21 protein-coding genes are annotated in these 23,002 nt (G+C 44.8%); 10 read left to right on the top strand and 11 right to left on the bottom strand.

Annotation, left to right across the window (positions count from 1 at the left end):
• Positions 1 to 147: 147 nt before the first annotated feature.
• Genes N2245_RS07520 through aroB form a run of 6 tightly spaced genes read right to left on the bottom strand, consistent with a single transcriptional unit; the run spans position 148 to position 4,454 of the window.
• Positions 148 to 1,833 carry a MutS-related protein gene (locus N2245_RS07520; protein ID WP_494536117.1) on the bottom strand — a complete coding sequence of 562 codons (1,686 nt, stop codon included), beginning with the start codon at positions 1,831 to 1,833 and terminating at the stop codon, positions 148 to 150.
• 22 nt (positions 1,834 to 1,855) lie between these two features.
• Complete coding sequence (locus N2245_RS07515) at positions 1,856 to 2,143, bottom strand: acylphosphatase (RefSeq protein ID WP_494536116.1); 288 nt, start codon at positions 2,141 to 2,143, stop codon at positions 1,856 to 1,858.
• A 20-nt stretch (positions 2,144 to 2,163) separates the two neighbouring features.
• Entirely contained in the window at positions 2,164 to 2,619 is a 456-nt protein-coding gene (locus tag N2245_RS07510) for a hypothetical protein (RefSeq protein WP_494536115.1), read from the bottom strand.
• Entirely contained in the window at positions 2,616 to 2,909 is a 294-nt protein-coding gene (locus N2245_RS07505) for a chorismate mutase (protein WP_494536114.1), read from the bottom strand. The genes N2245_RS07510 and N2245_RS07505 overlap by 4 nt, the downstream gene beginning before the upstream one ends.
• 22 nt (positions 2,910 to 2,931) lie before the next feature.
• Complete coding sequence (gene aroQ, locus N2245_RS07500; RefSeq protein WP_494536113.1) at positions 2,932 to 3,372, bottom strand: type II 3-dehydroquinate dehydratase; 441 nt, start codon at positions 3,370 to 3,372, stop codon at positions 2,932 to 2,934.
• Complete coding sequence (gene aroB, locus N2245_RS07495; protein ID WP_494536112.1) at positions 3,369 to 4,454, bottom strand: 3-dehydroquinate synthase; 1,086 nt, start codon at positions 4,452 to 4,454, stop codon at positions 3,369 to 3,371. Before aroB ends, aroQ begins: the two co-directional genes overlap by 4 nt.
• A gap of 114 nt (positions 4,455 to 4,568) precedes the next feature.
• Between aroB and hisS the strand changes: the two genes are divergently transcribed.
• Positions 4,569 to 5,888 (top strand): histidine--tRNA ligase, encoded by a 1,320-nt coding sequence (gene hisS / locus N2245_RS07490; RefSeq protein ID WP_494536111.1) that lies wholly within the window; start codon positions 4,569 to 4,571, stop codon positions 5,886 to 5,888.
• A gap of 30 nt (positions 5,889 to 5,918) precedes the next feature.
• Here the strand turns inward: hisS and N2245_RS07485 are convergent, their stop codons facing one another.
• The 4 genes from N2245_RS07485 to N2245_RS07470 form a co-directional block, all read right to left on the bottom strand.
• Positions 5,919 to 7,403, bottom strand: a complete 1,485-nt coding sequence (locus tag N2245_RS07485) for an aldehyde dehydrogenase family protein (protein WP_494536110.1) — start codon at positions 7,401 to 7,403, stop codon at positions 5,919 to 5,921.
• Positions 7,404 to 7,443: 40 nt separating this feature from the next.
• A complete protein-coding gene (locus N2245_RS07480; RefSeq protein ID WP_494536109.1) occupies positions 7,444 to 8,505 on the bottom strand; it encodes a tagatose 1,6-diphosphate aldolase in 1,062 nt (353 codons plus the stop codon).
• 124 nt (positions 8,506 to 8,629) lie between these two features.
• Positions 8,630 to 10,444 (bottom strand): PEGA domain-containing protein, encoded by a 1,815-nt coding sequence (locus N2245_RS07475; protein ID WP_494536108.1) that lies wholly within the window; start codon positions 10,442 to 10,444, stop codon positions 8,630 to 8,632.
• A gap of 196 nt (positions 10,445 to 10,640) precedes the next feature.
• Entirely contained in the window at positions 10,641 to 11,360 is a 720-nt protein-coding gene (locus N2245_RS07470) for a ThuA domain-containing protein (protein ID WP_494536107.1), read from the bottom strand.
• 150 nt (positions 11,361 to 11,510) lie between these two features.
• On the opposite strand from N2245_RS07470, the gene N2245_RS07465 reads away from it, so the two are divergent.
• The 8 genes from N2245_RS07465 to N2245_RS07430 are packed head-to-tail and all read left to right on the top strand — an operon-like array spanning position 11,511 to position 20,730.
• The gene (locus N2245_RS07465; protein ID WP_494536106.1) at positions 11,511 to 12,575 is read left to right on the top strand and encodes an AI-2E family transporter; all 1,065 of its coding nucleotides are present in this window, start codon (positions 11,511 to 11,513) and stop codon (positions 12,573 to 12,575) included.
• 57 nt (positions 12,576 to 12,632) lie between these two features.
• On the top strand, positions 12,633 to 14,033 hold the full coding sequence (locus N2245_RS07460) for an isochorismate synthase (protein ID WP_494536105.1): 1,401 nt from the start codon (positions 12,633 to 12,635) through the stop codon (positions 14,031 to 14,033).
• Between the two features lie 9 nt (positions 14,034 to 14,042).
• Positions 14,043 to 15,812, top strand: coding sequence for a 2-succinyl-5-enolpyruvyl-6-hydroxy-3-cyclohexene-1-carboxylic-acid synthase (gene menD, locus N2245_RS07455; protein ID WP_494536104.1), 1,770 nt, complete (start codon positions 14,043 to 14,045; stop codon positions 15,810 to 15,812).
• A 2-nt stretch (positions 15,813 to 15,814) separates the two neighbouring features.
• Complete coding sequence (menH, locus tag N2245_RS07450; protein ID WP_494536103.1) at positions 15,815 to 16,648, top strand: 2-succinyl-6-hydroxy-2,4-cyclohexadiene-1-carboxylate synthase; 834 nt, start codon at positions 15,815 to 15,817, stop codon at positions 16,646 to 16,648.
• Positions 16,649 to 16,670: 22 nt separating this feature from the next.
• Complete coding sequence (gene menB, locus N2245_RS07445) at positions 16,671 to 17,486, top strand: 1,4-dihydroxy-2-naphthoyl-CoA synthase (protein WP_012875174.1); 816 nt, start codon at positions 16,671 to 16,673, stop codon at positions 17,484 to 17,486.
• Positions 17,487 to 17,511: 25 nt separating this feature from the next.
• Positions 17,512 to 18,417 carry a 1,4-dihydroxy-2-naphthoate polyprenyltransferase gene (locus N2245_RS07440; RefSeq protein WP_494536102.1) on the top strand — a complete coding sequence of 302 codons (906 nt, stop codon included), beginning with the start codon at positions 17,512 to 17,514 and terminating at the stop codon, positions 18,415 to 18,417.
• Between the two features lie 23 nt (positions 18,418 to 18,440).
• Positions 18,441 to 19,946, top strand: coding sequence for an o-succinylbenzoate--CoA ligase (gene menE / locus N2245_RS07435; protein ID WP_494536101.1), 1,506 nt, complete (start codon positions 18,441 to 18,443; stop codon positions 19,944 to 19,946).
• Positions 19,933 to 20,730: an alpha/beta fold hydrolase gene (locus N2245_RS07430; RefSeq protein WP_494536100.1), complete on the top strand. Its 798-nt coding sequence runs from the start codon at positions 19,933 to 19,935 to the stop codon at positions 20,728 to 20,730. The genes menE and N2245_RS07430 overlap by 14 nt, the downstream gene beginning before the upstream one ends.
• Positions 20,731 to 20,744: 14 nt before the next feature.
• Here the strand turns inward: N2245_RS07430 and N2245_RS07425 are convergent, their stop codons facing one another.
• Entirely contained in the window at positions 20,745 to 21,836 is a 1,092-nt protein-coding gene (locus N2245_RS07425; RefSeq protein WP_494536099.1) for a M24 family metallopeptidase, read from the bottom strand.
• A gap of 185 nt (positions 21,837 to 22,021) precedes the next feature.
• Between N2245_RS07425 and trxB the strand changes: the two genes are divergently transcribed.
• Positions 22,022 to 22,999 carry a thioredoxin-disulfide reductase gene (gene trxB, locus N2245_RS07420; protein WP_494536098.1) on the top strand — a complete coding sequence of 326 codons (978 nt, stop codon included), beginning with the start codon at positions 22,022 to 22,024 and terminating at the stop codon, positions 22,997 to 22,999.
• The last annotated feature ends 3 nt before the right edge of the window (positions 23,000 to 23,002 follow it).

Here is a 23,002-nt window from a genome sequence, read left to right as displayed (position 1 = left end):
GGTGGAGGTGCATCCCAATCCAGAGGGAGCGATGAGCGATAATGCCCAGCAGGTGACGTTTGAGGAGTTTGAGCAGCTGATGACTGGTGTCAGAAGGGTGGCTGCAGCTATCGGTAGGTCCGCTGCTGAGCCTATGAGGGTATAGAACTAGGTAACTTTACCTAGTTCTATACTCTTCTTAGTTTTTTCTGTGTAGCTCCGGTCGCTCTTTTCTCTTAGAATTCTTTGCAGACCTTCGTAGGTCAATCCATGCTTGATAGCTATCTCTGATGCGAAAGAAGTACTAGTTGGTTCTCCTGGCTTTATCTTGAAAGTGGACTCTACTCTGCCATTTTTATGAGAGGTTTCTGCTACTAGGTTTCTGATTTTTGACTCAGATTGCATGTTAAGTTCATTGACCGACAGTGCAAGATCATGTAGATGGGTTATGAGTACACCTCTGGCCCGCATTAGCTGCAAACCTTTGACGAAATCCTTAGCTATAACCAGAGCTTCCCTTTCTGATGTGCTGGTAAGAGGTTCGTTCAATAAGACGAGAGAGTTCTCCGTGGATTCCTCGAACAGCTCTATGAGCCTTCGTATCTCGTCATCTAGCCTGCCTTCTCCGATTGTGGAGGTTTCTGCGCCAGGAAAATGAGTCAGTATGTTGTCAACTGGACTTATCTTAGCTTCCTTCGCTGGCACGAATAATCCACTTTGGAATAGAACTTGGGCCTGCCCGATAGCGCGACAAAAAGTTGTTTTCCCACCTCTGTTTGGACCTGTTACGATCAGTAATGGATACTCTGCGTCTACAAGTACATCATTTGCTACTACTGATCTACCGAAGTCTGAGTCACCTATCTGATTCCTGGCATCCATCTGAATAGCCAGCGATAAATTGATGAGAGATTCCGTGTAAAAGCACTTTTGTCCCATCGGTAAAATTCTAGGTATACAGAAATTTAGTCCTCTTTGCTCCAAGTGTTTTACTAGTCTTACGGCTCCCAGGTAAAACGCTATATCGTTTTCTAGAGCTACTATTGGAGCTGAGCTAACTCTTTTGAAAGTGTCAAGAACCTTTGAGAGGGGTTTTACAGCATTCTCTAATAGTGTTTGAAGCTCCTGGTAAAGCTTGCCATCTCTTGGCAAGCCTCCAGAAGTTGATCTGTGAAGTTGACCTATTCCGAATCTTTGGTCTTCACTCCCAGTAGTGAGCAGTCTATCAAGCAGAGTCTTCTTGCCCTTGAACACATAGTTGTTGAAGCTGATGATGGCTGCAGATTCAGGCTGCAGATCGGGTCCAAGATTGATACCTATGGTTACGCTATTTGTCTCACTTAATGCTTCGTGTAGATTAGGGAGCTCTTTTCGTAGGTGTTCTATTATTGGGTCATTATGAGCTCGAGCTACGTCTTCTCTAAGCGATGTCAAACCTTTCGATTTAATATCGGATGCATTTGCAAGGGAGTTATATAATTGGTCCAGGCACTCGATATATCTATCAAGCTCGCTTATTCTATTGATCACAGAAATTAGTGGGGAATCCCCAGGCCAATGATAACCAGATGGACTCCTGAGCTCAATTATCTTCGGCAATAGCTCTAATAGTGCCTTAAATAACTGCTCATCGTTCAATATATCTTCAAGTATTTCCTGTCGATAAGCTATAGTTTCGAGATCTGTCGGGAGATTTTGTATGATCTGCCTAATCGCATCTCGATGTCTAGCGTCAATGTCTAGCTTCTGCACAATGGGAGATAAATTGAGATCTTCGTAGACCCTATCCGAGATATGTACAGAGCTCTTTTCTTTAGGCCAAAGTAAGCTGGTGAATCTTTTTATATCTACCATGATCCTCTTTATAAGAGCAAAACTATTTCACATAATAAACGATATCAAAAGATTTACAGTCTTGCTGTAGAGGCTCTTGCATGGTCTGTATCTTTTCAACCCTTGCCATTCGAGGGCCTATTTCACACCATCGCAGCATTTCTTCTACTCTCTCCTTTGGTCCCTGAAAAACAGCCTCCACTCTACCATCGGGTAAATTTCTAACCCAACCACATAGACCTAGTTGAGTAGCCTTACGTTTGCACTCAGCTCTATAGTTAACTCCCTGTACCAAGCCGGACACAAGAACTCTTACCCTGATCAAATCCATATGCTTTACTTCTTCCTAGCTTATGCTGGATTTAGTAAGGCAAAAGTCAGGAATATAACTAGCATGGCCTCTATAACGCCAAGTACTATCATGCCTAATCCTTTTGACGACAGCTTACCTGCCGAGACTTCGTCTCCTTTTCTTCGTGCTCGCTCACTCAGTGTAAAGGCCTGTATAGATGTAATTATTGGTGCTAATAATGCCAGTAGCATTGCCAATTGAAGAAGCAGGGATGCATCCCACCTTCTCAGGGCTGCGGCTCCGTTCCCAGTAGCGTAACTTATAAGCAGTACAGTTACCAAGAGCAAGAAGCATGATATCTGGATAATCGGAAGCCAATAGAATGACAACTGTCGTAGCCTGTTGCCTGAGTTAGGATCTTTGGCGAAATTTATGGATACACGTATATCGGTATAGGCTATTGCACCTATTATGGCTACTGTTATTAGAACTACCAACAGAGATTCGAGCTTCATCGTTTCCTGTGATAAAGGCTCATTTGGAGTCTTCTGGATTCCTCGATGATAACATCGTAGATGGATTTTAGTGCTGAGTCGCTTAGAGGACCGCGATTAGCGCTAATGATGTTGGAGTATACCACTATTTCCCTATCTGGGACGTATACTGCACTTTGCGAATCGTTGCGCTTGAGCTCTCCTATACGCAACGATAAACTAGCGCGCTTGTTTAGGAGTTCGACAAGTGCTTTGTCGATTTCGTCTATCTCCTGTCTAAGCTGTTCGATTTCGTTTCCTGCTTTTCCCATTGGAACTTTACCTAGATAAGTTTTACTTATTATCCAATAGATGGTCATGTAAAAGTTGAAGCGCTGCTGTATATCCTCGATATCCAAATCCGGTTATTTGTCCCAAGGCTATAGGGGCTATGACCGACTTGTGCCTCCACTCCTCGCGTGCGTAGACATTTGATAAATGTACCTCAACTATCGGTACTCTCATGGATTCTAGAGCATCCCTGAGTGATAGTCCGTAATGCGTTAACGCCCCAGGATTTATTATGATCCCGTCACAGTTACCAAAATTCTCTTGGAGGAAATCTATTATGAAGCCTTCGTGATTGCTCTGCATTATAACCAGTTCGCATCCCAGCTCTTCAGCCTTTTGGCGACATAGCTCATTGATCTTTTTCATGCTAACATGGCCATATATCTCTGGCTGCCTTTGCCCAAGCATGTTCAGATTAGGGCCATGTATGAGCAATATTCTCACCGTATGTACTCCCGTATAGCCAATTCCACTATATCTAGCGGCACGTCAGATCTTATCTCAGCTCTGCCTATACCTCTCAGAAGTATCCATCGACTCTTGCCGCTCTCGATTTTCTTGTCAAGTTTTATAGCTTCCCTGACGCTAGCAGCTTCAACACCTTCGGCATATCTAGGAAGTCCGAACTCAGCTATCAGTTCATTCTGAAGTTGTAATGATTCCTCATCTAGCAAATCCATCTCTTTGGCTATGAGCCCAGCTGCCTGCATTCCTATTGCCACAGCTTCCCCGTGAAGGTATTTGCTATAGCCAGTGGCAGCTTCTATAGCGTGACCCAAAGTGTGTCCATAGTTGAGTATAGCCCTTAGCCCTGACTCTTTAGGGTCCTTTGTCACTATATCTAGCTTTATTTCTGCACACCGCGAAATCACAGGCAGCATCTTAGGTATATCTTTTGATTTCAAGTCGTCTAGATAATTTACAATGTAACTGTAAAGAGAATAATCGTAAATCATAGCATACTTAATGACTTCTGCCCATCCACTTCTAAGCTCCCTTTCAGGCAGGCTTATAAGTAGAGATACATCTATGAAGGTAAGTTTGGGTGGGTAGAAAGACCCTATAAGGTTCTTTGCTTTCGGGTGATTTATACCTGTTTTCCCTCCTATGCTCGCGTCCACCTGCGCTAACAGAGTAGTAGGTACCTGAACTAGATGCATACCCCTAAGATATGTAGCCGCTACCCACCCTGCTATATCACCTATGACGCCACCCCCAAGTGCCAGTATAGTGTCCTTTCTCTCAGCTCGATTTTCAGCCAACCAATCCCACAGATAGATAACCTGTTCGAGATTCTTGTATTCTTCCCCCGCTGGAATTACGCAGGTGTGTGTTTCTATGCCGGCATTAGTCAGGATTTTTGCTATGGTATCTTCGTACAGGTGGGCGATATTCTTATCGGTTATTATAAACACCCTTTTACTGACATCATATTCTATTAGTATTTCTGGAAGGCATGACAATATCTCGTTACCAACTATTACAGGATGCATGCCTGATAATGTCTTGACACTAGTCTTAAACATGGGACTCCACTTTGATCTGTCAGGTTACCTGCGTGATATACTTTTTCATCACCAAGTTTTCGTTGCTAATAGCATAGCAAATAGAGTTGAAATTTCACCTTGTGGGAGGCCAATTTGTCGGATCGAGTAAACCCCCAGCGCTTGAGAGGTTTCAGAGACTTCCTGCCGGAGTCCATGGCTCTAAGGAAATACGTTATACGTACCTTTGAGGATATTTTTGAAAGGTATGGTTTCCTTCCCCTAGAGACACCTTCCCTCGAATATGCGGAGACATTTGAGGGGAAGAGTAGTACTGAAGCTGAGACTCTCATGTATAAGTTCGTGGACGCTGGAGGTAGGAGGGTTGGCCTGAGGTATGATCTAACTGTTCCGCTTGCTAGGGTTGTTGGGATGCACCCAGATCTGCCTATGCCTTTCAAACGCTATCATATTGCTCCTGTGTGGAGGGCGGAAAGACCTCAGAAGGGAAGGTATCGTGAGTTTTGGCAGTGTGATGTGGATATAGTGGGTTCAGATGAACCAGCTGCTGATGCTGAGATACTAGCTATTATCTCCGATTGCCTAAGTGCAGTGGGTTTTAAAGAGTATCGAGTGCTAATCAATCACCGCAAGATCCTTTCTGCCATAGCCAGGGTTGCTGGTGCTAGTCCCGAACAGGCTGTCCACGTATATAGGGCGATAGATAGGCTATCAAAGGTAGGGGCAGATGGAGTTAGACAGGAGTTGGTACAAATTGGCTTGTCTCCTGACTCTTCCAATAAGCTTATAGATCTTATAAACATCGAGGGAGATGCGGATACAGTGCTATCTCACCTTGAGCGACTCCTTGCGGACCAGCCTGAGGGCATACAGGCAATCAACGAACTTAGATCTATACTCAATCTACTTTCTAACTATAACGTGAATTTAAATTCCTATCTGGTTCAACCATCTCTGGCACGAGGTCTAGATTACTATACTGGTGCCGTTTTCGAGACAGTAGTTGACGAGCCCAAAGTGGGTTCCGTAACTGGTGGAGGCAGATATGATGAGCTTGTTGGCATATTCGCGGGCAAGAAAATCCCCACGGTCGGTACAAGCTTGGGGCTAGAGCGTATTATAGATGTACTTGAGGAATTAGGACTAATGACTCCACCTCGAGTGTCGGCTGATGTATTCGTGACTGTGTTTGATACCAGTTGCATTGCCAGCTCCATCCAGATAGCAGCTAGCCTGAGGAAAAAAGGGATAAAGACGGAGCTGTATCTTGGTAAACCTGGTTCACTTAGGAAGCAGCTAACTTATGCATCGCGACTCGGCATTCCCTGGGTGATCATAGCTGGACCTGATGAGCTAGCAAACAACGAAGTCACGCTGCGAGACATGCAAAGCGGCGAGCAAAGAAGATTACCGTTACAGGATCTTGCTAAGTATATAAAGACTCTTTACAGCTAAGCTATGATTTATACAATCGCCAAAGACGAACTAAGCTCTCAAGTCCCTGTTGTCGTAGGGAAGTATCATGATCTTGTACTCTGTCATATGCTCTATTGCATAGCGTATGCCTTCCCGGCCCAGCCCAGAGTCTTTTACGCCTCCATAAGGCATATTGTCTACTCTGAAAGTCGGCACGTCGTTTACGACTACTCCACCAACCTCTAGGACATTAAAAGCTAGTGTAGCTTTACTTATATCGTTGGTGAAGACTCCTGCCTGAAGGCCGAATCTGGATCTGTTTATCGCTCTCAGCCCGTCCTCAAAACTTTCTACTGGTGAGATGATTACTACGGGAGCGAAAGCTTCTTGGGAGCAAACCTTAGCATCCTCAGGGACGTTCTCGAGTATTGTGGGTTCAAATATGTTGCCGTTTCTCTTGCCGCCAGTGACGACCTCAGCTCCCTTCTCTACAGCCTCTTGTACCCATTTCTCTATCCTCTCTAGGGATCTGTTATCTATAAGAGGAGATACGTCTGTGTCTTCTTGAAGAGGATCGCCTACCTTGAGTTTGCCTGTTTGCTCTACTAGTGCTGCCCTAAGATCTTCGTAGATATCTTTATGTATGAATATCCTTTGTACGCTGATGCAGATTTGTCCTGCATATGCAAAAGATCCGTAAGCTAGTCTCTTAGAAGCGTGCTCTATGTCTGCATCCTTGTCCACCACTACGCCTGCGTTGCCCCCAAGCTCCAGAATAACGTTCTTTTTACCTGCCTTCTTTTTTAGCTCCCAACCGACCACGTCCGATCCTGTAAAAGTCAGGAGTTTTATCCTCTCATCCGAGACAAGAAGGTCTCCAGTATTTCTGTCCATAGGCAGCACGCTAAGTGCACCTTCTGGCAGATCTGTTTCCTCGAAGAACTTAGCTACTTTTAGCCAGGTGATGGGCGTCTTGCTAGGTGGCTTAAGGACTACGGGGTTCCCTACAGCGATCGCAGGCGCGACTTTGTGAGCTGCCAAGTTTAGTGGGAAGTTGAAAGGTGAGATGGCAGCTACAGGGCCTATAGGGAATCTTCTTACTATACCCATCTTGTTTAAGCCAGAAGGCAGTAGATCAAGGGGTACTACTTCGCCATGAATCCTCTTGGCCTCTTCTGCAGCGAGGGTGAAGGTAAGAATCGCCCTATCTACCTCCACCCTCGCATCCTTTATTGGTTTTCCAGCTTCTAGTGTAATGGTGCGTGCTATATCTTCTTTGTTCTCACGGAGACGGGATGCAACATGTTGTAAGATGTTAGCTCTTTGGAAGCTCGGCATCGAAGAAAGTTTGTAAAAAGCCTCTTGCGCTTTAGTTATCGCCTTGTTGAGTTCCTGCTCCCCAGCTTGATAGGTATAAGCCACTGCCGAGCCATCATAAGGATAAGTTACTTCTAGCTGACTGGAGGTGGTAATCCAACTTCCAGCAAGATATATTGGGAATTCCCCCATCGCGTATGTCGACTCGGCCCCTTTCTCTACCTGTTGCGTAGCCATTTTCCGCCTCCGTAGTCCTGCCTATGAACAGCTTTTTGCCCTATCTAAACGTCTCAGGTAGATCTACGACTTCGATGTTGTCCAGCCCACCATATCTCTCCCACCAGGGATGAGCACCTTGATATATGACCTCGTTCAAGGCCTGTATATTCTTTACTCCTTGATCACTCAACCAGCTTCTCAGAGCATCTGCCCCGCCTTGAGCGTAGGCTGGTATCCCATCCTGCCATGTAGCTCTACCACACAATACTCCAGAATAAGGTACGCCTGCCTCGTTAGCTAGAGCTAGAGTTTCTCTAAATACCTCATCGCTTACCCCAGCGCTCAGATATATGAACGGCACCTTAGAAAGGGATGCAGCCTCCCTAAAGTGCTCTATAGCTTCCTCTCGTGTGTAGGCAACCTCGCCGGTGGTGTTAGCCTTCACACCTTCTACATATTTCATATTGACAGGTACTTCTACCTTGAGCACATCTACACCATACCTGTCTTGGGAGAATTCAGCCATATATTTCTTTACTTTCGATGGCTTGACCTTGGCAAACTCGAAGCTCTTCTCATCACCAATTTCGTCGCTGTAGCATACAGGCTCTAGGAAGAAGGGCACATCCAATGCTCTGCATTCTGCGCCCACCCTCTCTATGAATGCATGCTTAATGGTATTGATCTTTGGATCGTCGTCCGGGTCGTAGTACATAAGTATCTTTATAGCGTCTGCTCCAGCTTCCACTAGCCTACGTACAGACCATTCAGGAAGCAGGTCTGGAAGCCTACCCTTTGTAGTAGTATCATATCCTGACTTTTCGTACGCCAATAGCAATCCCTTGCCGCTTGCCCTTCTCTTTGCTGCCTCTAGGCCGTATTCTGGATCAAGGAGTATAGCCGAGGCATAGGGAGTTAGTATCTCGGAGACTAGAGCCTTGAACTCTGATAACTCCTGATCGGAGACATCGCGCCCTTTGGCTTTAGCAAGAGCCTTCTTGAGGGAACCTCTCTGATCCATAGCTGCGGCAGCTATTATTCCCTTCTCGTCCGCAATTTTGTTTAGTCCTTCGAACTTGCCCCTGGTCATACGCACCTTGGTAGCTGTGGTTTGAGCCATTTTTCCTACTCCCTGGAAATATTGATTTTCACACAAATTGTCGGCAGCACAATTGATGCCAGGATAAAGATAGCATGCAGCTTTCGGTCAGGCAAGATCGAAGATACGTTGATCCTACTATTATCTATCTCCAATCTAGGCTGCCGTATTGTGGGATAGCCTGTATCCATACGGAGCCTTTATTCACTTTTATTCGCTTTCCATCTTTATCGAGGTAGATTGTCGGTTGCTTGATACTAGTCTTCTTCCATGTCGCTTTCTGGACGGTACCATCTTGGAAGATGTAAGCAGGACCGCTCCCGAATACTTGTACATCTTCTCTGGCCTTGTCGTCTCCAGGTATACGATGTATCTGGTGCACTCTTACTATCACTGTTGAAGCCCTGATTTGTTTACCAGTAATTCTTTCTATTGCAGGTTCACCTTGCATCCATCTTAGATAAGTGTTGGTTTTGGGATCCCAACGCCACTCCACATAGTACCAATCGTTGAAGTGTATGTTTATGTACTCTGCTTCTTTACCCTGCTGTTTTATGCTTTGATCCTTGAAGAGCAAGCCTCCCCAAGTACCCCCTTTGAGACTTCGACCGATCATCTTTTCATATCTACGCAGTGCTGATGTGCTAGTATACAAGTTGTGAGGTGCTACTCTGTCTTGAGTTCTATAAAAAGCTCGACCATCCCAAAGGGCATTCGTTCTGACTAGTCCTATCTGATCTGCAAGTCCTGCTGCACCTGGAGCACCACCTGCATGTATGTATATTGGGTTGAACTCCTTAGCCCATAGGACGAAATACTTGCGTGCGCTCCGCACAGGACCTACTACTGGTGACTCCCTCGTGATGAAGAATGCTATGAACCTAGATATCCCAAATTCTGCGGGTGCTTCCAGTACCACATCTGCATATGCCAGACCTGATTGTGGTCTCGCATCCGGATGGTTCTCTATCATGACGGCCAGAGGTCGACTTGGAGGTGGAGCAGATTCTATCTGTTCAAGAATGGCTTTTACTTTTATTGTGCTGCCAGGATCTACTTTGTATTTCTTACGGAAAGTTTCGTAGTAACGCTTATTAAGTCTTACCCAATGATCCCCAGGCTCAACGTTCTTGATCGTTATTGGTGCAAACCCCCTAAATTTTTGGTCTATAAAGACCTTTATCCCTTTTTGGGAGGTGGTAATAGCAATAATGCCTGGCTTAGGCTTGAGGCTAAGGGTTATCTTTTTATTGTCTCCGGCACTAAGAGAGATCTCTTTAGTTGCCTCGAAATATCCTTCCCTCTTAGCAGAGATGATGTGCTTACCAACTTCTAATCCGAGCTTTTGATCTCCTGATCCCACTTTATGTTTGTCTACAAAAACGACTACATTCTTGTTTGGGACGTCTATTAGCAAGATGGGCTTTATAGCAGCTAAGTTGCAACTAACATCTATCGTTTGCCCCGGTAATATATCTACGATCTTTTTACACTCCTTATAGTGCTTCTTTCGAATCGTTACACTGTGTTTACCTGGAGTTACACTTAGCTTACTAATTGGAGTATCACCAATCTGTTTGTTATCAACCTGCACCAATGCTCCGTTTGGTTTAGAGTTGACATTAAGCGTGCCATTGAGGGCAGTTAGCTTAACATCTATGCTTACTCTATCCCCTTCACCCAACTGTACTTCCTGTTGAGATTCCTTGTAGCCCGAAAGCGAAACGCTCACCTTGTATGTACCCGGCGGGAGATGAAGCGTATTAGGCGTTCTACCTGAATCTTTTCCGTTGACTTTTATTACTGCTTTTGTTGGTGTGCTAGAGATATCTAGCGTTGCCTTTGCCGGTTGATTTGTTGGAGTGCTCAAGTTTTGTCCACTGCTCTGAAAGGGGATTTTACATGCAGATATAAGACTTATTATCGTGATCAGAGTGACTATCCTAAGTGTTGTGTTCACTTTATAAAGCACTCCTGAAAATTTCAAATCATTACCTGCCTCTTAGAAGGGGAGTTTAGCATAGAATTTACTCATTAGTTATGAGTTGGCTATTGAGCGACCGTTTATTTTCCTTTTTGTTTATAGGTTACAAAAGTTAGGCATGGTACTATCTAGTACCATGCCTAACAGATGGACTTTTTGCGATTATAGATGACTAAGCTCTTTTTTCTACCGGTTGGGTATTCCCGAACACTCTAACAGGAGTGAATCTAGGCGCAGCCCATCTCACTGCATTTGATATGATCTTTTGCACGTTCTCGTTATGATATGTTGGCAGGGTCTCGTGACCAGGTCTAAAGTAGAAAATTCTTCCAGCTCCTCTAGTGTAGCAACAGCCGCTTCTGAACACCTCTCCCCCTCTAAACCAGCTAATTAGTACCAGCTCATCAGGTTGAGGTATATCGAATGGTTCACCATACATCTCCTCTGGAAGTTCGAAGTATTGATCTACTCCTTCTACGATGGGGTGACCTGGGGAAACAACCCAGATTCTTTCGTAATCGTCGTCGCGCCACTTTAGATCACAGCTAGTGCCCATCATCCGTCTAAATATCTTAGAAAAATGACCTGAATGTAGTACTATAAGTCCCATGCCGTTTAGTATTCTTTGCTGAACTTTATCGACGATATGGTCAGATACTTCATGGTGTGCCATATGTCCCCACCATATCAATACATCAGTTGAATCTAGCTTGTTGTCATCAAGGCCGTGATCTGGCTCATCCAGTGTAGCTGTCTGGACTTCAAACCCACGTTGTTGCAAGAAGCCGGCTATCACGTTATGTATGCCTTCTGGATAAATCTCCTTTACTTGGGGATGTGTCTTCTCGTGTCTAAATTCGTTCCATACGGTAACTTTGATAGCATCAGACATATATATAACTTCCTCCTCACAAGAAATCGTCTAAGGCTTGGTGTTTCTAATGTAGCATCAAGCAGCCTCTTAACTCTAGAAGTGAACACTTTGACATAGAGATAATTAGGATGGACAATATTATCTAATGTTCGAAACCTCGGAGGGTTCATGGGTGCCAAGCAGGTATTTACTAACACCTTAGTAGTTCTTTTGACTTTAGCTGGGGCATACTTAGTTATAAGGTTGCTCGACATAATTGTGTTATTTATTATAGCTATAATATTCGCTTCGGCAATTTCTCCTGCCGTCGCCTTCCTAAACAGGAAATTACCTCTGGGAATTTCCATAGCCATAGTCTATCTAGGGATTATCTTAGTTTTTGCTGGAATACTTTCCTTGATAATTCCTACTGCTGTTAGGCAAGGAATGGCGCTAGTTGAGTCTGGTCCAGACATGGTGCGGGCTGTTGAAAGACAGATTATAGAACTACAGCAAAGGTTCAATATACCGGTAGAAAATCTATCTGGCGATCTTCAGGAGTATTATAGAAGGCTTATATCATCTGCACCTAGATTAGCTGCAGGGATATTGAATGTGACTCTGAGCTTTATTAGTGGTCTAGGTGCTTTTGTGGCTATATTGGTGATGGCATTCTACTGGTTACTCGAAAGAAGGGGAGTGCAAAGTACCTGGATAGGCCTTGCTTCTCCAAGCAGTAGGCCTGAGATAAGGCATATCATTGATGAGATAGAAGCTAAAATAGGAGCCTATGCACGAGGTCAGATAACGCTTGGGCTTATAGTAGGAGTAGCCTCCTTTATAGGTTTGACAATCCTGGGTATTAAATACGCTGCCATATTGGCTCTTATAGCTGGTATATCAGAGCTTATACCTATAGTAGGGCCCATAGTTGGAGCGATACCAGCTGTCCTAATAGCTCTATCGCAGTCACCCAAACAGGCTATCTTGGTAGTCTTGCTTTACGTAATAATTCAGCAGATGGAAAACCACCTACTTGTTCCTAAGATTATGCAGATGTCCGTTGGGCTGAGTCCTCTTACAGTACTCTTCGTAGTGTTAGCGGGTGGATCTCTGATGGGGATAATAGGAGTGCTGCTAGCTGTGCCCATTGCCTCTGCTATACAGGTGATACTCTCACACACCTTGCTCCGTAGAGACGAGGCAGGTACCCTATACAGGGAAGGCGAAAAGTTGGAGGCACCTAGCGGCTAGTACTTTAATTGCTGCCTGCGCTAAACTGTCTTGGATATACTGCTTGGAGTTGTAATTGTGTCTATAGATGTTGCTGATCTCAAACATCTGAGTTTGGAGATATCTCGTACGTTATCAGATGTTGGTTCACCTTCCATACTGCTCTATGAACTCCCATATTTGTCTCTAGAAGTACTCATCACTCTATTTGCCAAGCTATCTGCCGACAACCAGTGCCCGTGTTATCTATGGTCTGATGGTAAAGGATTTTCCATGCTTGGGTTTGGAGTTGCTAAGTCTGTGGAATACGAAGATTTCACGTCTCCAGCCATTGTTCGAGGAGATATTCGGAGCTTTCTGTCTTGTTTTGATATAGGAGATAATTATTCTACTATCTTAGGACTGTACTCGAGCTTTGATCGCGCTGATGATCCACAAACCTTCTGGGCTAGAGAAGCTTGGCTAACTGTGTTTTTGCCGGTAGTATGCTTATACACTCGAGATGGCAACTCCTACTTGCAAGTTGCCATCTCGAGCAGAGAAGGGGAACTGGTTCAGATAGCTAAGGCATTAGACTTGCTAACAGCCATCTATCCTGGGAAGTCTTCCGGCGATGCAGCCGAAAATGTTCAGGTATTAGGCTATAGAACTGATCTAGATATCAGTACCTGGAGTGCTGCCATAAACACTATAAAGAGGTATATAAGATCCGGAGAAGTAGAGAAGGTAGTCCTTTCTCGAAAGGCTTTCTTAGATCTCGATCGACCGCTGAATCTAGGTGATTTCCTGAGGGACTTGCATTCTGCCTATCCTAACCTTTATCTCTACGCTCTTAGCAAGGACGGTTTCTACTTTGTAGGCTCATCTCCGGAGATGCTTGCGGAAGTTTATAATGGAAAGCTAGCTACCATGGCTCTTGCTGGATCCGCACCTTTAGAAGTTTCGAAAGATTCAGTTACTCAGAAGGATTTAGCCTTAAGGAGGCTACTTGGTAGCAGCAAGGATATATATGAGCATAATTTTGTAGTGCAGAGTATAGTTGAGGCTTTAAAGGAAATAACAACTTACGTAGGTGTGGATGATCTGACAGTTACGAATTTACCTAATATCTTGCACCTACAGACTCCTATCAAAGCTTATCTCCATTCCGGCTATGATTTGCTAGATGCTTTGACATATATTCATCCAACTGCGGCTGTAGCTGGTTACCCTAGATATACTTCTGTAGGTCTTATTTCTGCCTTAGAGCCTCTACCACGGGGCCTCTATAGCGGTACCATGGGGTGGATTGATGCTGAAGGTAACGGTTCGTTGTCCGTATCACTTAGATGTGCTGCAGTAAGAGATAAGCTGGTTGTTGTGTTTGCTGGTTGCGGAATAGTTTCTGATTCTGATCCCCAGGCAGAGTATCTGGAGTCTGAGGCTAAGATGCGACCTATATTTTCCTCCCTGCCGTTCGGGGTATATGGTATCAAGTAGAACCTCATCATGAGTGAAATTGGAAAGATTAACCTATTGGCAGCTAGAGCTCTAGCGTATGAGCTTATTAGATGCGGTGTGGAGCATGTGTGTTTAAGTCCCGGCTCCCGATCTGCTCCTATGGCTATAGCTTTTGCTGAGACAGGTATTAGACTCTGGGTACATTTTGATGAACGTTCTACCGCGTTCTTCGCGTTGGGCTTAGCTAAACACTCCCGAAAACCTGTAGTGGCCCTGTGTACATCAGGTACGGCAGCTTCTAATTTCTATCCGGCTGTTATAGAAGCTAGTTATTCTGCTATACCGTTGATAGTCATTACCTGTGACAGACCACCCGAGCTTGTTGATTTTGGGTCTCCACAAACTATCGATCAGAGTAAGTTGTATGGTATTTATCCTAAGTGGCATGTAAACCTGCCTGTTCCGTCGGATGATTTTCAGGTAGATAGGTATGTGAAAGCTGTGGCTAGAAGGGCTTATCAGACCGCACTAGCTTTTCCTTCTGGTGTAGTGCACCTCAATTTTCCTTTCAGAGAACCCCTTATACCTGAGGAGATCGACAATACCAGTGTTGATTCCTTCGAGGATATGCATCCTATCGTTATGCCGGACATTGATGGATATTACCCTCTTCCGAAAGCATCAGTAAGTAAGATATTGGATTTGCTACAGCAGTCTAGGAGGGGCTGGATAGTATGTGGGTATTCCGGAGGTAGTGACCATCTGGATTCCATCCTGGAGCTGTCAGCTAGGCTCGGCTATTTGCTAGTAGCTGATCGTGTTTCTAACCTTGGCATTCACAAGGGAGGTAGAAACCTACTTATATCTAGCTATGATCAGCTACTGGGTGGAGATCCTCGCTACTTACCCGAACCTCCAGAGGCAGTACTAAGGATTGGAGCTTCTCCCACATCCAAGAATTTGAACCGTTATCTTAAACAATTAGATCTCAAATTCAGTATTTTAGTCGATAATTTTGGCCGATGGCATGATCCAGATTGGGCTGCGGATATAGTTATACAATCGAGTACTAAAAAGTTTGTTGATTCAGTCTTGGAGTTCTTGCCTGATAGATTGAATCGAGACGTAGATTGGTTGAGTAGGTGGACTGAGCTGGATAGTGAAGTTTCCCGCAAACTGGCAGAGACCGTGCTTGGAATCAACGATATTCTATTCGAAGGGCGTATCTTCTTTGAGCTGTCGGATGCACTTCCTAGTGGCTCTCAGATATTCGTTGGTAACAGTATGCCTGTCAGAGACTTGGAAACTTACTTCCCATTTACAGACAAGACATTTCATATCTTTGCTAACAGGGGTGCCAATGGCATAGATGGGGTTTTGTCCACTGCTACTGGAGTAGCAGCATCATCGAGTAAGCCAGTCTTTCTTGTTATAGGGGACTTGTCCTTCGCACATGATGCCATAGCTTTGTCGATATCGGTTAGGCATTCTATCCCCATAAAAGTGATACTGGTCAACAACAATGGGGGTGGCATATTCTCGCTGCTACCATATAGAAACCATGAAGAATTCTTTGAGTTGCTTTTTGGGACTCCTCATGATCTTGAATTAGGACGTATTGCTGGTGCCTTGGGAGTTAGATATCATCCTTGTAGTAGCTGGCAGGACTTCCGAAACGCGATATTAGAATGCCAAGATTTGGATGGCCCGGACTTAATTGAGATACGTACCGATCGGGATATAAATAAAAAGATACGAGCTAACATTCGCCAGGAAATACAAAAGTATATAGCGTCTGTGACCTCACTTTTAGAGTAATAATGTCTGTAGCATTGACTGCTGGAGTAAAAATATATTACGAGACTTATGGTCGAGGGTTCCCCATGCTTCTACTGCATGGGTTCACGGGCTCGCATCATACCTGGGAACGTATAGTGAGACCTCTGCAAGACGATTTTTTCCTAATAACTCCTGATCTGATTGGACATGGCTTGTCGGAGGTGCCGTTAGAGATCGACAAATATAGCATGGATTATATGGTGCAATGCTTATGTGAGTTGTTGGACCTTTTGAATGTCAGCAAGTATATTTTGCTCGGATATTCTATGGGAGGACGCATAGCCATGCGTCTGGCCCTTCATGACACTTCTCGTGTTACTGCCCTGATCCTTGAAAGCACATCTCCCGGGATAGAAGATGAGACTAGCAGACAAGAAAGACTACGTAGTGACCAATTCTTAGCCGATATGATTGAAAGAGAGGGAGTGAGATCTTTTGTCGACTATTGGGAGAGCCTCCCGCTATTTCAGACCCAGAAAAAGTTACCAGAAAATGTCAGGCTTCGGATTAGAGCCGAAAGACTTTCACATACACCGTTAGGCTTAGCTAATAGCCTGCGAGGATTGAGCGCTGGATTAGATGCGCCTATCTGGGATCAGTTATCTAGTATGGATTGTCCAACATTGTTAGTTGCTGGGTGTGAGGATAAAAAATATGTTGAGATGATGCGTAGGATGCATCAGTGTATGCCTAAGTCCAGCTTGGAGGAAGTAGAAGGTTGTGGTCATTGTGTTCATCTTGAGGCGCCGGATAGATTCGCTTTGATAGTCTCTAATTTTTTATTGCATCATGGACTTATTAGTAAGGGTAACTAAAAACTGAAAGGAGCAATGTTATATGGTTCAGTGGAAGAAGGCGAAAGAGTACCAAGACATAATCTATGAGAAAGCGGAGGGTATAGCAAAAGTAACGATCAACCGCCCTGAGGTTAGGAACGCCTTTCGGCCCGAAACTGTCAAAGAGATGATAGATGCCTTCAATGATATACGTGAGGATCCTGAGATAGGTGTTGCTATTCTTACTGGTGCAGGAGATAAAGCTTTCTGCTCTGGAGGCGACCAGAGATATAGGGGTGAGGGTGGGTATGTTGGTGAAGACAACGTCCCAAGGCTGAATGTACTAGATCTTCAAAAACAGATAAAGTACCTCCCCAAACCAGTTATAGCTATGGTAGCTGGTTATGCTATTGGCGGAGGGCATGTGTTGCACTTGATCTGCGACCTTACTATTGCTGCCGACAATGCTATATTTGGCCAGACCGGCCCTAAGGTAGGGAGCTTTGATGCAGGCTACGGTGCGACCTACATGGCTCGAGTAGTGGGGCACAAGAAGGCCAGAGAAATATGGTACCTCTGTAGGCAATATACTGCTCAAGAAGCCCTTGAGATGGGTCTGGTAAACAAGGTTGTGCCGCTTGAGCAACTGGAAGAGGAGACCATCAAGTGGTGCAAAGAACTCCTTGAGAAGAGCCCTATAGCTCTTAGGTTCCTCAAGGCTGCCTTCAATGCCGACACAGATGGTCTGGCAGGTATCCAAGATCTTGCTGGCAATGCAACGATGCTTTACTACATGACGGAAGAAGCTAAGGAAGGATATAGAGCTTTCCTGGAGAAGAGAAAGCCGGATTTCTCCAAGTTCCCTAGGTTGCCTTAGGCTGACTAGGAGGTCTTTATTCCTTATGACTGGCAGGCCCGCACAAGATCAAATGAATATTTTTAGGGCTTGGCTGTTAGCTACTAGACTTCCGACCTTACCTGCGGCTGTTGTCCCGGTGTTGGTGGGTACAGCAGCCGCTATTCGCCAGGGTTACTTTCGGCCTCTGGGGTTCCTTGCTGCGCTCTTTGCGGCTTTGCTTATACAGATAGGTACCAACTTCATAAACGATTACTATGATTTTCTCTCTGGCGCAGATACTTCGAGCAGAAAGGGTCCTATAAGACCTCTTCAGTTAGGACTTGTTACTCCTCGAACCATGTTTCTAGCAGCTGCTCTTTGTTTCTTTCTTGCAGCTTTGCTTGGCTTATATCTCGTCTATCTTGCAGGTTGGCCGATACTTGTTATAGGTATAGCGGCTATCATAGCTGCTGTTACTTATACTGGAGGGCCCGTTCCCTACGGCTATATAGGCCTAGGGGACTTATTCGTGTTCATTTTCTTTGGCCTAGTGGCTGTCATGGGTACCTACTACGTACATGCAGAGTCTGTAAACGGCTTTGTTTTACTGCTTTCTTTACCTGTTGCCGCGCTGGTTACTGCCATACTGGTAGTCAATAATGTTCGCGATATCGATTCTGACAAAGCTGCCGGCAAGAAAACCCTTGCCGTTATCATTGGTGATCGTGCTGCGCGCAGTGAATACTTAGTACTTATCTTGCTTGCCTATCTTACCGTGATCATTGGTATCGTTTTGGGTATCTTGCCTATCTGGTCTGCAGCAGTTCTCTTCACTTTACCCCTGGCTATTAGATCCACACGGACAGTACTGTACTCTTCTAAAGGGCCAGAATTAAATTCAGCTTTGAAGTCTACGGGTAGATTGCATTTGATTTTCGGGTTGATCCTATCAGTAACTTTGCTAGTGTAGCCTTTCTCTTGAGGAATGCTGTTATGTATGAGAGCTTCCTTTTGCCTAACTGGCTTCTATATCAATCAAGAACGAATGCCAATCATAAGGCACTATTGTATGGGAATGAGGTCATTACTTATCGACAACTTTATCATAAGGTTGTGGCCTTTGCTTCGATCCTGACCAAAAAAGAAGTAGTCCCTCATGACAGAATAGCCATATTATCTAAGCCTTCTCTTAACTTTATATATGCTGTGCATGCAGCCATGCAGATTGGTGCTGTTGTTGCTCCTTTGAATACGCGACTGTCTAGAAAAGAAGTTGCCTATCAACTCAATAGGATTAAGCCAAGAGTACTACTTGTTGATAGTTCTAATCTGGGCAAGGTATCAGGTATAGCTCTGTCCGATAATGCAGATATAGTTTTGATGGATGATCTGGTGTTGAACTCATCCCCAGATCATATTTTCAGCCCGAGGGATTATTTCAGATCCAGCGATCCTTTGGCTATTATCCATACCTCCGGCACTACTGGTAAGCCCAAAGGTATAGTTCTGACTTATGGTAATTTCTGGTGGAATGCTGTTGGCTCGGCTCTAAACATAGGGGCTACTCCTCAGGATATCTGGCTAGCATGTATGCCATTGTTTCATGTGGGAGGAATGTCGATCATCACTCGCAGCGTTATCTATGGGAGCTCAATTTTACTTCACGAAGAGTTCGATCCTGAATTGGTCAACTACGATCTTGAGAAGCACGATGTTACTTTGTTATCGGTAGTCAGCACCATGCTTCGACGGATGATGGGTGCTCGAAATGGAGTACGTTATAGGTCACGCTTAAGGTGCGTACTTCTAGGTGGGGGGCCTATTCAACCCGATCTTGTATTGGAAGCGCTAAATATAGGACTGCCGGTAGCTCCAACATATGGTATGACCGAGACTACTTCTCAAATAGCGACCATGCCTCCATCAGAGGTGCGATCTAGACCGAGCTCATCTGGAAGGCCTATAATGCCAGCGATGCTGAAGGTTTTTGATGAGAATAGGGGTTATCTGGGTCCAAACCAAGAGGGTGAAATAGTGGTTGAAGCTCCTATGATCTTTAGCGGCTACTGGGATCCAATAGTGGGGATATTGGCTAGGGAGAATAGAGAATTCAGAACTGGGGATTACGGGTATATTGACGATAATGGCTTTCTCTATGTGATTGATAGGAGGGATGATCTGATAGTATCTGGTGGGGAGAATATATCCCCAGTTGAAGTTGAGAGTGTGCTTATGACCCATCCTGACATAGATGATGCATGTGTTACGGCTGTTGCTGACCAAGAATGGGGGCAGATCCCCGTAGCCAGCGTTAAGTTGAAAGTTGGCTCAAGCCTCACCGAGGAGGAAGTAATAGCTTACTGTAAGTCTCGTTTGGCTTCATATAAAGCTCCTAAGAGGGTAATTTTTGTAGAGTCGGTGCCTCGTAATGCAGCTGGCAAGCTCTTGAGGAACCAGGTGAGTGAGATGCACAAGAGGGTGATGGGTGAGAAATACTAATTTTTCTGAATCACCCCTTATAAAGTACTACGTCTATGGAGATGGGGAGATAATATTATTTGTTCATGGTGGTTTTAGCAATGGAAGAGCTTCTTGGAAGCGTCAAATAGGCGAGCTTGCAGCCTTCGCAAAGCTTATTGTTGTGGACCGGAGAGGGCACGGATTAAGTCCCAAATTACCTAGACCTTACACTGTTTGGGGAGATGCCTTAGATATTCTCAGAGTGACAGACCTCATGGGAATTGACAGAATTCACCTGGTAGGTCACTCTTACGGTGCATTGGTAGCTTTGGAAATTGTGGTGAGGCAAGAGATCCAAGTCAATACGCTTCATCTAATAGAGCCCCCCGCGCTTAGCATCCTTCGAAATGATCCAGCTATCGTAGATCTATCAGAAAGTCTCAGAGGGGTTCAGAGATTGGGTCCTATTATGGGTAGAGATTGGACTGCTAGGCTTTTTCTGGAGAAGCTGCAAGGCAAGGACTTTGTGGAGTATGCAGCTAATTCGCCTGCTTGGAACAAACTATTGTTGGAAGCGAGTCGTTTCTGGTATGAACAATTTGCAGCGGATTATGATTTAGATCGAAACTACCTTGCTAATCTTCAAGTCCCTACTTGGGTGTATGTTGGAAGCCGGTCCAACCAAGCCCTAATACGAGTATCGAAAGAATTGTGCAGTCTATTACCATGTTGCAAGCTAGTGCAAGTACCAGATGGTACACATATGCTGCAGGCTGAGAGCTACGTACTCAGCCTGCAGCTACTGTCATTGATTAATACCTAGAATCAACGCTCAGCTCAGGAGACTTCCAAGATTGCTGGTCTATGGATCTTGTGACCATCCAAGTCCACTTCTATCTTAGGCCAATCGACTATGTCCGTGAGCACCTCATTGCTATCGGACCCAACAAGTATTGTATCTTCAGACTTTACTCCTGTGATGCTTGGGTTCCAAGCATATGCTTGTCCTTCATACACTATTTCTTGTGATGTAGGAGTGCCAAAGAACTCTCTGCTTTCGTATCCTGCTATGCCGCCCTGATGATGCAGCTTCCACTCATCAGCAAAACCATTTTGCTCGTAGGCCTGTATCGCATGGATAAACACATCTGATAACCTTGTGTTCGGTCGCGTATGATGTATTAGCGCAGCATCCACACTGGCCACAGCAGACTGCTTTATTGCTAAATCTTCTGGGAGCTTCCCAAAGTGGATCAGTCGGGTTATGGAACATACTAACCCCCACTTTCGACCGCATAGGACGAGCATGGCATATTTTGAGAGTTTTTTGTCAGTAGGTAGAGGATGCCTGTAATCATACACTCTATCATCGACTGCAACTAGATCAACTATTGGCCAAGCTCCTCTAGATTCGGTCTCGTATGCAAGTATTGCGGCTATCTCATGCTCTGATTGCCCAGGAGTAATCTTGTGGATGGCCGCATTCATCGCATCAGCGCAGATCTTACCTAGCTGTCTAAACCTCTCCTGCTCTGGAGGCAAAAGCCTGGATCTAAGACGAGCTATATCTACTGATACGTCCACAAAATCTTTACTTGAGAAATCAGCCCCAACCCTTTTACCAGCAATTAGCTTAGATAAAGATGTTTGTTCGCTATACCAATCATCTACTATAAACGTCCATCCCTGCTCCTCTAATTTTTCTTCTTTAGAAAGCCTTGGTTCCTCGATTCTATTGGTAATCAGGTACCTGCTATCTTGGGTGATCAAGATTGTAGCTGTACCTAGCTCGGATGCTGTATTTACATAACTTGATGCACCACAAGTAGCCCAAGCAAACGAGCTTACTCTTCTTAGAACTAAGGCGTCGAGCTGGCTATTCTCTAGTAGCCTTCTCATGGCTTCAAGCTTTTGATCCAGTTCGTTCATAAAGATATTACTCCTGTAAAAGGTGGGTTATAACTATCTCTTACTGCGTCTATTCTTACCCATCTGTCGTAATTCCTTCAACAACATATATTTGTTTTAAATGTGAGAAAATAATTATGGAATACTCAGGTCACTGACTTTTGTTGCAGTCCTTAGTGATAACACAATTCTCTAGGAGATCATTTATGACTCAGACTGATACTAGAAGCGTGATAATTATAGGTTCTGGCCCAGCTGGATATACAGCTGCTATCTATGCTGCAAGGGCTAACCTAAGTCCCCTGGTCCTTGCTGGTAGTCAGATGGGTGGCCAGCTGATGATAACCACTGATGTAGAAAACTATCCTGGCTTTCCTGATGGTGTTCAAGGTCCTGAGTTAATGGCTCTATTCCAGCAACAGGCAGAGAGATTTGGGGCTGAAATAGTGCCAGTAGATGTGACCAAGGTTGATTTCTCGTCACGTCCGTTTAAGGTTTGGGCTGATGAAGAGGAATACTCTGCTCTATCTGTGATTATTGCCACCGGAGCATCTGCCAAGTTTCTGGGTGTTCCAGGTGAGTCGGAATTTATGGGAAGAGGCGTATCAGCCTGCGCTACCTGTGATGGCTTTTTCTTTAGAGACAAGAAGGTAGTGGTAGTTGGTGGTGGCGATGTGGCAATGGAGGAAGCACTGTTCCTAACTCGATACGCTAGTTCTGTGACCGTTATACATAGAAGGGACCAGCTACGGGCTAGCAAAATAATGCAGGAAAGGGCTAAATCCAACCCCAAGATAAATTTCATCTGGAACACAGTGGTCGAAGAGATATTAGGGGATCAAAATGTCAAGGCTATAAAAGTTCGTAACGTCGTTACAGGAGAGTTGAGCGAAATCCCCATTGATGGTGTTTTCATAGCAATCGGGCACAAACCTAACACTGATATATTTGTTGGCCAGGTAGAACTGGATGAGAAAGGCTACATAAAGGCCCAAGACTCATGGAGCACAGCTACCAATATAGATGGTGTATTTGCAGCAGGGGATGTACGTGATCACAAGTACCGTCAGGCTGTGACAGCTGCTGGTGATGGATGCAAGGCTGCAATGGACGCCGAAAGGTGGTTGGAATCTCAGGGCGTGCAAGTGGACATAAGTGATGAAATTTACTCGCTACCTAAATGAGCA

The sequence above is a fragment of the Thermobaculum sp. T2p genome, from assembly GCF_059335935.1.
This window is presented reverse-complemented; position numbering and strand designations above follow the sequence as displayed.